At 70.6% G+C, this 14,281-nt stretch carries 11 protein-coding genes and 1 pseudogene; 8 read left to right on the top strand and 4 right to left on the bottom strand.

Going from position 1 to position 14,281, the window contains the following annotated elements:
- Positions 1 to 163 precede the first annotated feature (163 nt).
- Positions 164 to 907 carry a FadR/GntR family transcriptional regulator gene (locus tag MMA15_RS16375; protein ID WP_241060599.1) on the bottom strand — a complete coding sequence of 248 codons (744 nt, stop codon included), beginning with the start codon at positions 905 to 907 and terminating at the stop codon, positions 164 to 166.
- Between the two features lie 196 nt (positions 908 to 1,103).
- Here MMA15_RS16375 and MMA15_RS16370 point away from each other — a divergent pair, with 196 nt between their 5' ends.
- From MMA15_RS16370 to MMA15_RS16360, 3 genes are all read left to right on the top strand, one after another.
- Positions 1,104 to 2,825 (top strand): L-lactate permease, encoded by a 1,722-nt coding sequence (locus MMA15_RS16370; RefSeq protein ID WP_372498252.1) that lies wholly within the window; start codon positions 1,104 to 1,106, stop codon positions 2,823 to 2,825.
- Between the two features lie 98 nt (positions 2,826 to 2,923).
- Positions 2,924 to 3,619 (top strand): helix-turn-helix domain-containing protein, encoded by a 696-nt coding sequence (locus MMA15_RS16365; RefSeq protein WP_241060595.1) that lies wholly within the window; start codon positions 2,924 to 2,926, stop codon positions 3,617 to 3,619.
- Positions 3,620 to 3,956: 337 nt separating this feature from the next.
- Positions 3,957 to 5,591 (top strand): FAD-dependent oxidoreductase, encoded by a 1,635-nt coding sequence (locus MMA15_RS16360; protein WP_241060593.1) that lies wholly within the window; start codon positions 3,957 to 3,959, stop codon positions 5,589 to 5,591.
- Between the two features lie 44 nt (positions 5,592 to 5,635).
- Here MMA15_RS16360 and MMA15_RS16355 read toward each other — a convergent pair whose 3' ends face one another.
- Positions 5,636 to 5,923, bottom strand: a complete 288-nt coding sequence (locus MMA15_RS16355; RefSeq protein ID WP_241060592.1) for a hypothetical protein — start codon at positions 5,921 to 5,923, stop codon at positions 5,636 to 5,638.
- Here MMA15_RS16355 and MMA15_RS16350 point away from each other — a divergent pair.
- A pseudogene (locus tag MMA15_RS16350) lies at positions 5,831 to 6,192 on the top strand (YnfA family protein). The gene MMA15_RS16355 and the pseudogene MMA15_RS16350 sit on opposite strands and share 93 nt — an antisense overlap.
- 140 nt (positions 6,193 to 6,332) lie before the next feature.
- Positions 6,333 to 7,094: an SDR family NAD(P)-dependent oxidoreductase gene (locus MMA15_RS16345; RefSeq protein WP_241060591.1), complete on the top strand. Its 762-nt coding sequence runs from the start codon at positions 6,333 to 6,335 to the stop codon at positions 7,092 to 7,094.
- A gap of 118 nt (positions 7,095 to 7,212) precedes the next feature.
- Here MMA15_RS16345 and MMA15_RS16340 read toward each other — a convergent pair whose 3' ends face one another.
- The gene (locus tag MMA15_RS16340) at positions 7,213 to 8,406 is read right to left on the bottom strand and encodes an RtcB family protein (RefSeq protein ID WP_241060589.1); all 1,194 of its coding nucleotides are present in this window, start codon (positions 8,404 to 8,406) and stop codon (positions 7,213 to 7,215) included.
- Positions 8,407 to 8,606: 200 nt separating this feature from the next.
- Between MMA15_RS16340 and MMA15_RS16335 the strand changes: the two genes are divergently transcribed.
- From MMA15_RS16335 to MMA15_RS16325, 3 genes are all read left to right on the top strand, one after another.
- Positions 8,607 to 9,611: a hypothetical protein gene (locus MMA15_RS16335; RefSeq protein ID WP_241060587.1), complete on the top strand. Its 1,005-nt coding sequence runs from the start codon at positions 8,607 to 8,609 to the stop codon at positions 9,609 to 9,611.
- A 27-nt stretch (positions 9,612 to 9,638) separates the two neighbouring features.
- Complete coding sequence (locus tag MMA15_RS16330; RefSeq protein ID WP_241060585.1) at positions 9,639 to 10,352, top strand: DUF3558 family protein; 714 nt, start codon at positions 9,639 to 9,641, stop codon at positions 10,350 to 10,352.
- Between the two features lie 300 nt (positions 10,353 to 10,652).
- The gene (locus MMA15_RS16325) at positions 10,653 to 12,302 is read left to right on the top strand and encodes a DUF2637 domain-containing protein (protein WP_443732551.1); all 1,650 of its coding nucleotides are present in this window, start codon (positions 10,653 to 10,655) and stop codon (positions 12,300 to 12,302) included.
- A gap of 87 nt (positions 12,303 to 12,389) precedes the next feature.
- Here the strand turns inward: MMA15_RS16325 and lysS are convergent, their stop codons facing one another.
- Positions 12,390 to 14,153 (bottom strand): lysine--tRNA ligase, encoded by a 1,764-nt coding sequence (gene lysS, locus MMA15_RS16320; protein ID WP_241060583.1) that lies wholly within the window; start codon positions 14,151 to 14,153, stop codon positions 12,390 to 12,392.
- Positions 14,154 to 14,281: the final 128 nt, after the last annotated feature.

Genomic DNA, 14,281 nt, shown 5'->3' with positions numbered 1-14,281 from the left:
GCCAACACTCGTTGGCGGACCAGGGTTCCAGATCACGGGGGCATCGGACCGCGGTGGGCCCAACGAACGACCAGCCGCGACCCCGGGTCCCATAGGGCGCAAACGCACCCCGACTCCCCCGACTTCCCCGATCTCGCCCCCATTTGACCCGAGTCCGCCCGGGTCAGGGCACCGGCGACAGCGACGGCAGCACGATCTCACGGTGCACGGAACGGATATGCGCCTCCACGGCATCCCCCGCCCTGTCGACCTCCCCCGCCGCCACGGCGTCGTAGATCTCGTGGTGCTCCGCACGCAGCCGGGCCGCCAGCAGCTCCCAGTCGTCGACGCGGTTGAAGACCGTGAGCAGGGTCTTCCGCACCGCGTTGCGTACGGACACGGTCAGATCGGCCACCAGGCGGTTGCCCGCCGCCTCCGCGATCGCGACGTGGAAGTCGGTGTCGCAGTCGTTGAACACCTCGCGGGGAAGGCTCTCGGCGTCCATCCGGTCCAACTGCTCCCGCATACGCGCGAGATCCTCGCTGCGCGCCCTCTCGGCAGCGAGCCGGGCGCTGGAACGTTCCAGTACGGCACGTGCCTCGACCACGTCGTCGAGCGGAAAGTGCGCCAGCGCTATGTGCAGCCGGAGGAACTGGGTGAGCCCCGCTCCGGGCATGGCCGCGATCACGTTCCCGGAGTCCGGGCCCGTGCCGACCCGTGGCCGCAGGGCCCCCTGTGCCTCCAGCACGCGAAGCGCCTCACGGACTGCCGCCCTGCTCACACCGAGCAGTTCGCTCAACTCCCGTTCGGGCGGCAGCCGGTCGCCCACCCGGAGCCTGCCGTCGTGGATGAGCTGCTCGATCCGGGTGAGCACCAACTCGTATGTACGTGAACGGGCTACGGGTTCCCAGTCCTCCGGCCCGGCCATGAAGCCCTCCCAAGTCCCCGATGTCGTTCCGCTCGTCCGAGGTGGTGCCGACGCGGGACGACACGGATGAACGCGAGCGTAACCCAATCACCCATGCTTTGGTCTGACCACATCATGTGCGTTCTCTGGACAGGGAGTTGGGCTCTTCATAGTGTGTGGCAGCTTCTGTGCATGGTCTGACCAAATCCGTCCGGGGATGCCCTTGTACCAGCCCGCACTCTCTCCGCTCTCCGGCGGCCTCGCGCTGTCGGCGCTCGTGGCCACGGTGCCGCTGCTCACCCTGTTCCTGCTGCTGGGCGCGGCCCGGGTCAAGGCCCACTGGGCCGGACTGACCGCGCTCGCCGTCGCGGTGGGAATCGCCGTCTACGTGTACGGGATGCCGCTGAAGCTGGCGTCCCTCGCGGCGAGCGAGGGCGCCGTCTTCGGCCTCTTCCCGATCGGCTGGATCCTGGTGACGGCCATCTGGCTGTACCAACTGACCGTCGTCAGCGGGACGTTCGAGGATCTGCGCCGCTCTCTGAGCCTCATCAGCGACGACCCGCGCGTACTGGCGGTGGTCCTGGCGTTCTGCTTCGGCGCTCTGCTGGAGGCCCTCGCCGGCTTCGGGGCGCCCGTCGCCATCACCGGCATCATGCTCATCGCGCTGGGCTTCCCGCCGTTCCGCGCGGCCGTCACGGTGCTCGTCGCCAACACCGCGCCCGTCGCCTTCGGCGCCATGGGCATACCCGTCATCACCGCGGGCGGGCTGACCAAGATCCCGTACACCGAGATCGGCGCCTATGTGGGCCGTCAGGTGCCGCTGCTCGCCCTCGTGGTGCCGCTGCTGCTGACGCTGCTGGTCGACGGCTTCCGCGGGCTGCGCCAGATATGGCCGGTAGCGGTGGTGTGCGGAGTGTCCTTCGCGGTCGTGCAGTTCGTCAGCTCCAACTACATCTCCGTGGAGCTGACCGACATCATCACCTCGCTGGCGAGCCTGGTCGCGGCCGTGGTCTTCATGCGGTTCTGGCGGCCACGCGGCAGCGAGGAGGCGAGGGCCGAACTCCTCGGCGAGGACGGGGGATCGGGCACGGGCGGACAGCGCACGCCGGCCGCACGCGGATCAGGCGGCGGGCCGACGCGCGGATCACACGGCCCGCGCGGCACCGAGACCGGTCCCGTACGGCCCACGACCGACGGCAGGCGCCTGACGACGGCCTTCGCCCCGTACATCATCGTCATCGCGGTCTTCTCCGCCGCCCAACTGTGGACGCCGGTGAAGGAGTTCCTCGGCGGTACGGACATCGCCATCCCCTGGCCGGGCCTGGACGGGAAGCTGCTGACGGTCACCGGCGACCAGGTGGACTCCACCGTCTACAAGCTCGCCTGGCTGTCGTCTCCCGGGACGCTGCTGCTGCTCTCCGGCGTGATCACCGCTCTCGTGCTGCGCATCGAACCGCAGTCCGCCTTCCGGGAGTTGGGCGCCACCCTGGTGAAACTGCGTACGGCGCTGCTGACCGTGGCGGCCGTGCTCGCGCTCGCCTACGTCATGAACCTCTCCGGGCAGACCATCACCATCGGCACCTGGATAGCCGGGAGCGGGAGCGCGCTCGCGCTGCTCTCGCCGGTGCTCGGCTGGTTCGGCACCGCGGTGACCGGCTCGGACACCTCGTCCAACGCACTGTTCGCCAGCCTCCAGCACACCGCCGCACAGGGGGCCGGCCTCGATCCGTCGCTGCTGGTCGCCGGTAACACCTCGGGAGGAGTCGTCGGCAAGATGATCAGTCCTCAGAACCTCACCATCGCCGCCACCGCCGTCGGATGCGCAGGTCAGGAGTCGGAGCTGCTGCGTGCCACGCTCAAGTGGAGCCTCGGTCTGCTGCTGATCCTCTCCGTGTTGATCTATGCACAGTCGGGAATCCTGGCCTGGACGCTGCCGTAGCGCTTTGACATCCTTTGAACTTCCGGACTCCTGGCAGGACTTCCGGACTCCGGGCCCGTGGCCGCGCCGTGAGGAAGACGACTGAAGAAGTGGACCGTTTGTCCCAGCACACGTCATCCGACCCCAGCAGGCCCGCGTTCAACCGTGAGGCCGCGCGCAGCACGCGCCAGGCCCTCGGCATGCGGGCAGAGGACGTCGCGTCCACGATGCTCAGCGCGTACGGCGTGCAGGTCACCCCGCTCACGGTGCTGAGCTGGGAGTCCGGCGACCAGAGCCCCGGCGAGCGGGAGTTGACCGCGCTGGCCGGTGTGCTGTGGTGCTCCGTCGGCGACCTCATGGGGGCGCTAAGCACCGTGCACCAGCACCGCCTCGCCCGTGGCGTCTCGACGTTCGACATGGCACTGCGACTGGGCCTCTCCCCGGCCGAGTACGAGGAGATGGAGCGGGGCGGACACTGGCGCCTCACCGAGCGCCAGGCCGAACTCCTCGCCGAGGCACTGGCGTTGCCGCTGCGCGCCTATCTGGACGTCACGGGACTCGGCGCCGAGCTGAGCGACCTGCTGTCCCGCGCGGTCACGAACCGCTGGCAGCCCTATGTGCAGCCCGTGTGCAAGCTGCTGGACCTGCCGAGGGCGCGGGTCAGCGGCATCCTTCACCATCTGCACTCCGAGTACCAGGACATGGTCGGCACGGTCGACTGGGGCGGCGGGACGATCTCCATGGAGCCCGGCGAGGAGGGGCGCGCGTTCCAGGCCCGCCTGGTGGACCTGTTCTGCGCCCGCCTGGACGACTGAGCGCGACCGGCTCTCACCCGCACTTCCGACGACTGTGCCTCCGTGGGGCGTTGAGGCTCTACGGCGGTACGGCCTGATCGAGCCGCATCGCGCGTCTTCGTTTCGCATCGCGTCTCTTCGCTTCACGTCGTGTCTCATGGCGTCTCTTCGTGTCTCATGGCGGCTCTTCGCGGCTGATCGGCGTTCGTTGATCGGCTCGCATTGGTCAACACCCGTAGGCCAACGCTCGTTGACATCGCCGTAGAGCCCCATCTACCGTTGTGCCAACGGTTGTTGACGAACGCAGGCCGACGCCCGCGAACGAACCGCCGGGCACCCACACGATCGGGGAGGACTCATGGCACGCAGCGACAGTCCGCATAAGGGGACCCCGCAGGCCGAGGAGGCCGCGGACGTGATCGTCGTGGGTGCCGGGCCCACGGGGCTGATGGCCGCCGGCGACCTCGCCGAGGCCGGGCATCGGGTCACCCTCGTCGAGCGGCGCGAGGAGGGGATCAGCAATCTGACGCGTGCCCTCGTCGTCCACGCACGCACGCTGGAACAGCTCGACGCCCGCGGACTCGCCGACGAACTGATCGGCACCGGCTCGCGGATGGAGTCGCTCAGCCTCTTCGGAGTCGGCGTCCTCAAGCCGTCACTGCTGCCGAGCCGCTTCCCGTACGTACTGGTCACCGGCCAGTTCGAGGTGGAACGGCTGCTGGAGCGGCGCGCCCGCAAGGCAGGGGTGGTCTTCCACCACGGCACGGAGGTCGTCGGACTGCACCAGGACGACACGGAAGTCGTCGTGGAACTCGCGGCGGCGCGGGCGGACGCCGCAGCGGACGCCGCAGCGGATGCCGCAGCGGGGTCCGAGTCCGGGGCGCCCGAGTCCGGGGCCGGGACCGGGGCCGGGACCAAGTCCCCGTCCGCGCCCGTCCGTTCACTTCGCGCCTCGTATGTCGTCGGCGCGGACGGCGTGCACAGCACCGTGCGCGAACTGCTCGGCCTGCCCTTCCCCGGCAAGTCCGTGATCCGTTCGATCGTGCTGGCCGACGTCCGGCTGACCGATCCGCCGTCCAACCCATTCCTCATCGACGCGTCGGAGGACGGGTTCGCCCTCATCGCGGGCTTCGGGGACGGCTTTTACCGGGTGGCGGGCTGGAACCGCCACCGCCAGCTCCCCGACAGCGAGACCCCCGGCCTCGAGGAGGTCAGGGAGCTGGCCGTGTCGGCGCTCGGCTACGACTACGGAATGCACGACCCCCGCTGGATCTCCCGCTTCCACAGCGACGAACGCCAGGCGCCGCACTACCGTGTCGACCGGGTCTTCCTCGCGGGCGACGCCGCACACGTCCACTCCCCCGCGGGCGGAATGGGCATGAACACCGGCCTCCAGGACGCGGCGAACCTCTCCTGGAAGCTCTCGGCCGTGCTGCGCGGCCACTCGCCCGCCGCCCTGCTGGATACGTACGAAGGCGAGCGGCACCCGGTGGGCACCCTCGTGCTGCGTGCCAGCGGCGCGATCATCCGGCTCGCGCTCACCCGTTCCGCCGCGGGCCGCACGCTGCGTTCGACCGGTGCCCAACTCCTCGGCCGCGTGAGTCCGTTGGCCCGCCGGGCGGTACGGATGGTCTCCGGAGTCGGCATCTCCTACCGAGCGCCGCGTGGCTCCCATCCGCTCACCGCAAGGCGGGCGCCCGATCTGCCGCTCGCCTCCGGCGGCCGTCTCTACGAGGCGCTGCGCACGGGCTCGTTCGTGCTCGTCTCGCCGCCGGACGCACCGCCGCCGAACACGGGCGTGGAGGCCGACGACCGTACGGTTCACGTCCGTTCGTCGGCGACGGGCCGAAGGACCCTGCTGGTGCGGCCCGACGGCTATATCGCCTGGGCGAGCGACAGGCCCGATCCACAGGGAATGCGGCAGGCGCTGGCACAGTGGACGGGCTCTCCGGCCGTGCGGGAGACGGCGGACGCGCTGAGGGCGACGCGCTGAGGCCGGAGTGAACCGGCGGGATGAACAGGCGGGGTGATCGGCGCCTATGAACGGGCGGGGGTGAACTGGCCGGAGGACGTGCCCCGTTGACGCGGGGGCGCCTCCGCCGGGTCCCCCCGCCCCCTGAGGCAGGCGCGCGGACGTCCGCACGCCGCCGGGCCGTTCCGCCGCCGCGCTCGCTCCGCCGCCGCGCTCGCACACACCGCCGTGCCGTACTCGTCCTCCCGTAGTCTGCCGCCCTGCTCGTCGCCCGCTCCGTCGCCCTGTTCGCCCTCGCGGCGCTGCTGGAGATCGGCGGCGCGTGGCTCGTCTGGCAGGGAGTACGCGAGCATCGCGGCTGGGTCCGGATCGGTGCGGGCGTGATCGCCCTGGGCGTCTACGGCTTCGTCGCCACGCTCCAGCCCGACGCCCACTTCGGCCGCGTACTGGCCGCGTACGGAGGCGTCTCCGTAGCGGGCTCCCTCTCCCCGACCTTCGGCCGGGAGGTGCCCCCAGGGGAATGGCGGTGGACGGCTTCCGACCCGACCGCTGGGACGTGACCGGCGCCCCGATCTGCCTCGCCGGGGTCGCCGTCCTGATCTACGCGCCGCGCGGCCACTGACCACGGCCTCTGCCACGACCGGCGTTCACCACCACAAGCCCCGAGGTCCCAAGTCCCAAGCAGCGGGTGCGGAGTTCGCAGTCGCCTCCCCGCGACGGGGGCGGAGGCACCGCTCCGTCCCACGACGTAGCCTTTCGGCCATGAGCAACCGCACCGCAGTCATCAGCGGCGCCAGCAGCGGCATCGGCGCCGCCACCGCCCGCCGGCTCGCCGCGGCCGGATACGACGTCGTGCTCGCCGCGCGCCGACGGGACCGTATCCACGCTCTGGCCGGGGAGTTGGCCGCCGAGGGCCGTCGCGCGGTCGCCCACACCCTCGACGTCACGGACCGCGCCGCCGTCGACGCCTTCGCGGCGGGCCTGGACCGCTGCGACCTCCTCGTCAACAACGCGGGAGGCGCCCTCGGCGCCGATCCGGTCGCCACCGCGGACCCCGCCGACTGGCGCCGCATGTACGAGACCAACGTCCTCGGCGTTCTGCATCTCACCCAGGCCCTGCTGCCGAAGCTCACCCGCTCCCCCTCCGGCGAGGGCACGGTCCTCGTCGTCTCCTCCACCGCGGGGCACGCCACCTACGAGGGCGGAGGCGGCTATGTCGCCGCCAAGCACGGCGCCCATGTGCTCGCCGAGACGCTGCGGCTGGAGCTGTGCGGGGAGCCCGTACGCGTCGTCGAGATCGCGCCCGGCCTGGTGAAGACCGACGAGTTCGCGCTCACGCGCTTCCGTGGCGACGCCGAGCGTGCCGCGAAGGTCTACGAGGGCGTCGCCGAGCCGCTGACGGCCGAGGACGTCGCGGACACCGTCACCTGGGCCGCGACCCGGCCCCCGCATGTCAACGTGGACCTGCTCGTCGTACGCCCGCGCGCACAAGCGTCCAACACCAAGATCCACCGCGAGCGTTGACCACCGGGTGCCGGGGCGCCGGGGCGCCGGGCGTACGCGTCACCGCACCCCACCACGGCAGTCGGCCGCCGCACACCGGGCGGGGCACACCCCCTGCCCCGGTCTGCGGCGGCCGCCGTCAGCCCTTCACGCAGACGACCTGCTTCAGCTTCGCCACGACCTCGACGAGGTCCCGCTGCTGGTCGATGACCTGCTCGATCGGCTTGTAGGCCCCGGGGATCTCGTCCACGACCCCCGAGTCCTTACGGCACTCCACGCCCCGCGTCTGCTCCTCCAGGTCCCTCGCGGAGAACCGCTTGCGCGCGGCGTTCCGGCTCATCCTCCGGCCCGCGCCGTGCGAGGCCGAGTGGAAGGACGCCCGGTTGCCCAGCCCCCGCACGATGTACGAACCCGTGCCCATGGAGCCGGGGATGATCCCGTAGTCGCCCGCACCCGCGCGGATCGCGCCCTTCCGCGTCACCAGCAACTCGACGCCCTCGTACTGCTCCTCCGCCACATAGTTGTGGTGGCACGAGATGACCGGTTCGAAGCGCGGCTTGGCCTTCTTGAACTCCTTGCGCACGACGTCCGTCAACAGCCCCATCATCACGGCGCGGTTGTGCTTCGCGTACTCCTGCGCCCAGAAGAGGTCGTGCCGGTAGGCGGCCATCTGCGGGGTGTCAGCTACGAAGACGGCCAGATCGCGGTCGTCGAGGTCCTGGTTGTGCGGCAGCTTCTGCGCCACGCCGATGTGGTGGTCGGCCAGTTCCTTGCCGATGTTGCGCGAACCGGAGTGCAGCATCAGCCACACCGAGCCTTCGGTATCCGTACACACTTCGACGAAGTGGTTTCCACCTCCGAGCGTGCCCATCTGCTTTCTGGCACGCTCCTGACGGAATCTGACCGTTTCGGCCACACCGTCGAACCGCGCCCAGAAGTCGGACCAGCCCGCCGTGGGATAGCCGTGCAGGCTGCCCGGGTCGACCGGCTCGTCGTGCATTCCGCGTCCGACGGGAATGGCCTGCTCGATCTTCGAGCGGAGCCTGGAGAGATCGCCGGGGAGGTCGCTCGCGGTGAGCGAGGTCTTCACGGCGGACATGCCGCAGCCGATGTCGACGCCGACGGCCGCCGGGGAGACTGCGCCCCTCATCGCGATCACCGAGCCGACCGTGGCGCCCTTGCCGTAATGCACGTCGGGCATGACGGCCAGGCCCTCGGTCCACGGAAGGGCCGAGACGTTGCGGAGCTGCCGCATGGCGGCGTCCTCGACCGACGCCGGGTCGGCCCACATCCGGATGGGAACCCTTGCGCCGGGCACCTCCGTGTAAGGCATCTCACTCAACTCCCCCATGACCGGAACAGAAAAAGCCGCACTGAATCCACGAAACGGAAAATCCGGGCTTCGCGCAACATAAGCACCGCACGGCCGGACGCTTCCGGCGCGCGTGCGGTAGACATTGTCTTCCGTGGCACCGCCGCCGCGGCAACACGTTTTCGACCGGACGGCAGCAGCGCCGAGCAGGAGGCAGCACAGTGCAGCGGAGGGCTAGGACGTACGCAACCGGCGTCACCGGTGTCGCGCTGGTCGCCGTGCTCTCCGGGTGTCTCAGCGCCTGCACCGGCTCGTCCGACGACGGGGGCGGGCCGGACACCAAACCCGGCAATTCCTCCTCAGCCGGGCCGCCGGCCGAGCCCGGCAAGTACCGCACGCTCCCGGAGCCCTGCGGCGCCGTCGGCATCGGCACCCTGAAGAAGCTGCTGCCGGGGGCCGAGGCCGCCGAGAGCGCGGGCGGCAGCAGCGACCCCTCCGGCAAGGGCGACGAGGCCGACCCGGACGCCTCCCCGTACAAGGGCCAGGCGATCGCGACTTACGACACCGACCGCCGCGTGGGCTGCCGCTGGAAGAGCGCCACCACCCTCGCCACCCGCCATCTCTCCGTCGACCTGGAGCGAGTCGTCTCCTACGACCCGGCCGTCAGCGACGACGAGCAGGCGCAGTTGCTCTACGACGAACGCGCGGGGCAGGCCGAGATCCCCACCGACGACGACAGCAGCACCCCGCCGGACGACGGTGGGGACGCGGGCGACGGCGGAGACGGCGGCGACGACGGCTCGAACGACAGGGACGCCGACGGCGACGGCAAGAGCGGCGACAAGAGCGGCAAGAGCGGCGACTCCGTCAAGGGCGGCAGCGGAAGCGACGGCGGCGACGACGGAAGTGAGAAATCCGACAGCGGTTCCGCCGCCGCGGACGAATCCGGAACCGGCCCAGAGGCGTCCCAGTCTCCGGACGAGGACCTCTCCCCCCGTATTCTCGACGACATCGGCGACAACGCTTACATCGACGACCAACTGGACACCTCCGACTCGGGAGTCCACCGTGACATCACGCTCGTCTTCCGCAGCGCGAACGTGATCGCCACCGTCAAGTACGACCAGTGGCTCACCGACAAGCGGCGCACCCCGGACAGCGCCGAGTTGCAGGAGAACGCCCGTAGCGTCGCCGAGGAACTCGCTGCGGACTTCGAGGACGACTGACGCAGACCGACTGGAAGCGAAGGAATCATGCCCCGTAAAGCTCAGCGAACCTCTCAGCGACGCTCAGGGCGTCCGGTACGGACGCTCGCCTGCGCGGCAGTCGCAGTCCCCGCACTGCTGTTGGCGGGCTGCTCCTCCGACTCCGGTGGCGAGGGCGGCGGTTCGGCCGCCCCGGACGACGGCGGAAGCTCCGAGAGCGCTGCCCCGGTGAGGTTCAAGGAACTGCCGGACGCCTGCAAGACCCTCTCCAGAGACACCGTCAAGAAGCTCACGCCGAAGACGGAGAACGCGTCCGGCAAGCGGATCGGCTCCGGCAACACCCAGGACTCGGGAAGCTGCCTGTGGAGCGGCCTGGACAAGTTCGACTACCGTCAACTGACCGTCTCCCTCAAGCGCTTCGAGTCCGACCCCTCACGCGGTTCGGGCAACGAGCTGGCGAGCGCCTTCCTTTCGCAGCAGGCCGCCGCGCTCAAGGAGGACAAGGCCAACAAGGGCGTCAAGTCCTCCCCGGCCGGCGGGATCGGCGACAGCGCGACGTCCATCGCCTACGAGGTCGAGAAGAAGGACGGCAAGAAGTCCGAGGACTTCCGTGAGCACCGCGTGGTCGCGCGGAGCGCCAACGTCGTGCTGACGGTCGACTACGCCGGCGCCGGTTTCGAGAGCGGAAAGCTGCCCAGCGCGGACGAGTTGAAGAAGAACGCCGAGAGGGCCGCCTCGGAGGCCTCGGCCGCGCTGAAGTGATCCGGCCGCGGCCTGGGTCTTCCAAGTGCCAGGTCACGGGGCCGGCTTGGGCTGCGAAGTGACTGGCGAAGTGACTGGCGACATGACGGCCGACGTGACGTGATGTGACGAACCGTCGTGCTACGGGCGCCCGTTGGGCCCGCCCCGCCGGTCGCCCGTAGCGCATCGGCGACTCGCACACCCGTGCGGCGAGAACTTGACGCATGTGCCAGTCTGGTGCGCCGCGTCGGTTTCCAAGGGTGGGGGACAACTCCAGTGCAGGCCGTACAACTGACTCGTACACACCGCATATTGGTCGCGGTGGTCGTCATCGGTGCCGTGACGATCGCCGCGATCGGATTCGCCGGGTCCTTCGCCGCCGTGCGCGATCTCGCCGCACGCAAGGGCTTCGGCGCCTTCGCGCCCTTCTTCCCCATCGGCATCGACGCGGGCATCGTCGTACTGCTGGCGCTCGACCTGCTGCTGACGTGGATCCGCATACCGTTCCCGCTGCTGCGGCAGACGGCCTGGCTGCTGACGGCGGCCACCATCGCCTTCAACGGCGCCGCCGCCTGGCCCGACGCGCTCGGCGTCGGCATGCACGCGGTGATCCCGGTCCTCTTCGTCGTCTCGGTGGAGGCCGCGCGGCACGCGATCGGCCGGATCGCGGACATCACCGCCGACAAGCACATGGAGGGCGTACGGGTCTCGCGCTGGCTGCTCGCCTTCCCCTCCACGTTCAAGCTGTGGCGCCGCATGAAGCTGTGGGAACTGCGTTCCTACGACGAGGTCATCCGCATGGAACAGGAGCGGCTCGTCTACGAGGCGCGGCTCCAGGCCCACTACGGACGGGGCTGGCGGCGCAAGGCCCCCGTGGAGTCGCTGATGCCGCTGAAGCTCGCGCGCTACGGCGTACCGCTCGCGGAGACGGGGCCGTCCGGGCTGGCGGCGGCGGGCATAGAGGCACCGGCGACGCTGACTCGTGCACGCACGGGCACGGCCACGGGCGCCGCCCCGGGAGCCGCGGACGGCCAGGGCACGGAGCTGTCACCGGCCTCCGCCTCCGGCGGCAGGCAGCGCGCGGCGCTCACGGCGGGCGAGGAGAACGGGACGGTCGACCTGGGCGGCGGGCGGGACGAACAGCAGCCGCAGTACAGGCAGTTGGGCACCGCGGCGAGCAGCGGCAACGCGGGCGGCGCGGGCGATTCAGGCGCGCCTACGGACGACGCGTATCACCGGCAGCAGCACAACGGCCACCGGCGTTTCGAGCAGCAGGCCCAGCCCCAGGCGCACTACGAGCAGCAGCTATACGACCAGTCCTACGACCAGCAGACCCAGCCTTACGAAGGCGCCGCCCCCGCCATGCCCGAGGACCGTCCGCCCGCCGAGCCGCGCCGTCGCGACCGCGCGCAGTCCCAGACGCAGGCCCGGTCACAGCCGCAGTCACAGGCACAGGGCCGGGTGCCCGACGCGGAGGGCACCGCGCAGGACGGGCAAGCCCCCGAGTACACCTACGCGGCCGAGACCACGGCTTCCGGGCCGCAGGTCACCGTCCCCGTGGGCCCCGGACGGCGCCGCGCTCTCGGCAACTCCAACGCGCCGGGGAGCGGCAGCGGCCCCGCCTATCTGCCGCCCCAACGCGCCCATGAACAGCAGCTCTTCATGGAGCCCGAACCGGCCCCGCGCGCCCTGCCGGACGACGACGCTCCGCCCGTGCCGTCCGCTTCGGACGAGGCGGAACCCGTGGGCATACCCGACGGCGTCCCCCGCGAGGAGTTCTACTTCTCCGCCTACCGCGAGTTCGCCGCCTCGAACGCCGACTTCCCGAACGCGCGCCAGCTCTCCCGCGCCCTGCACGAGCGGCACGGTGTGACCAACGCGGACGGTTCGCTGCTCAGCGAGGCGTATCTGCGCACGTACATGCGGGAGTTCAAGGAGCGCTACAACACGGAGATGGGCCTCGCGGGCTGACACCGGGACGGCCTCGCGGGCCGGACCGGACGAACCGCACGGACCGCGAAGCGCAGACGCCCCGCACGGCCCGCACGCCGCGAGCGCTCACGCCCCCAGCAGCTTGCGCGCCCGGTCCGCCCCGACCGCCAGCAGCAGCGTCGGCAGCCTCGGCCCGGTCTCGCTGCCCACAAGCAGCTTGTAGACCAGCGCGAAGAACGACCGCTGCGCCACCTTCAGTTCGGGCGTGGGCTTCGCGTCCGGATCGATGCCCGCCTGGATCTTCGGCACCCCGTAGACGAGCCCGGTCAGCCCCTCCAGCGACCAGTGGTCGTCGAGCCCTTCGAGCAGCAGCCGCAGCGACTCTCGCTGCTCGTCGTCCAGCGACTCCAGCAGCGCCGTGTCCGGCTCGTCCCGTACGCGGGTGCGCTGTTCCGCCGGTACCTGGGTGGTGATCCAGCGCTGCGCGCGGTCGAGTCGCGGGCGCACCTCGTCCAGGGAACGCACCGGGCGCTCCGGGTCGAGTTCGCTGAGAATCCGCAGCGTCTGCTCGTCGTTGCCCGCGGTCACGTCGGCCACCGAAGCGAGCGTGCGGTACGGCAGCGGGCGCGGCGTCGCCGGAAGCGGCCCGGCCGCCGTCGTGGAGGCACGCAAGTGCGCGGCGGCGTCCGCCGGCTGGGCACTGCCGGCGGCGAGCTTGCGCTCCAGCGCGTCCCACTCGTCGTAGGTGCGCTGGATCTCCTGGTCGAAGGCGACCTTGAAGGACTGGTTCGGGCGGCGGCGGGCGTAGAGCCAGCGCAGCAGCGGCGCCTCCATGATCTGCAACGCGTCGGCCGGAGTGGGCACTCCGCCCTTCGACGACGACATCTTCGCCATGCCGCTGATGCCGACGAAGGCGTACATGGGCCCGATGGGCTGCTCGGCTCCGAAGATCTCCTTCACGAGCTGTCCGCCGACGACGAAGGACGACCCGGGCGACTGGTGGTCGACGCCGCTCGGCTCGAAGATCACGCCCTCGTACGCCCAGCGCATCGGCCAGTCGACCTTCCACACGAGCTTGCCGTTGCTGAACTCGCGCAGCAGCACGCTCTCGGTGTGGCCGCAGCTCTCGCAGCGGTAGGTCAGCTCGGTGGTCTCGTCGTCGTACGCCGTCACCGTGGTGGTGTCGCGTCCGCAGGCAGTGCAGTAGGGCTTGTACGGGTAGTACGCGCCGCCGCCCGCGCCCGAGCCGTCGTCCTCGGATGCCGCTCCGGAGCCCTCGGCGGCCTCGATCTCCGCGGCGTCGGGCTCGCCCTGCTTCTGCTTCTTCTTCTGCTGCTTGCCGCCGGTGCCGCCGCCGGAGGCAGCCTTGTCCAGCGTCCGGTACCGCTCCAGCACGGCGTCGATGTGCTCGCGTTCGCGCATCGCGAAAAGGATCTGCTCGCGGTAGGCGCCCGAGGTGTACATCTGCGTCTGGCTGATGCCCCGGTACTCGACGCCCAGCTCCGCGAGCGACTCCTCCATCGCCGCCCTGAAGTGCTCGCCCCAGCTTCCGTACGGACTGCCGGGAGGCGCGGGCACGGACGTCAGGGGCCTGCCGATGTGCTCGTCCCAGGAGGAGTCGACGCCCTCGACCCCGGCCGGGACCTTGCGGAACCGGTCGAAGTCGTCCCAGGAGATGATGTGCTCGCACGGCACACCGCGCCGCTTGATCTCGTCGGCGACCAGGTGCGGAGTCATCACCTCGCGCAGATTGCCGAGGTGGATCGGCCCGGAGGGCGAGAGCCCGGACGCGCAGACCACTGGTTTACCCGGCGCGCGACGCTCCGCCTCGGCGATGACGTCGTCCGCGATACGGGAGACCCAGTCGGTCTCGGGGGTGGTCCGCTCCACGTCGGGCACTTCCTTCTCTCTGCTCTCTCGGTCTCTCGGTGAGTCGTCGGTCCGCGGTCCATTCTCCCACTGCGCCGCACCCCGTTTTCCCGTGGGATACTGGTCGGCCGAACCGACTCCAACCTACG

Origin of the sequence: Streptomyces marispadix, from assembly GCF_022524345.1 — a bacterium.
Lineage (GTDB): Bacteria > Actinomycetota > Actinomycetes > Streptomycetales > Streptomycetaceae > Streptomyces > Streptomyces marispadix.
This window is presented reverse-complemented; position numbering and strand designations above follow the sequence as displayed.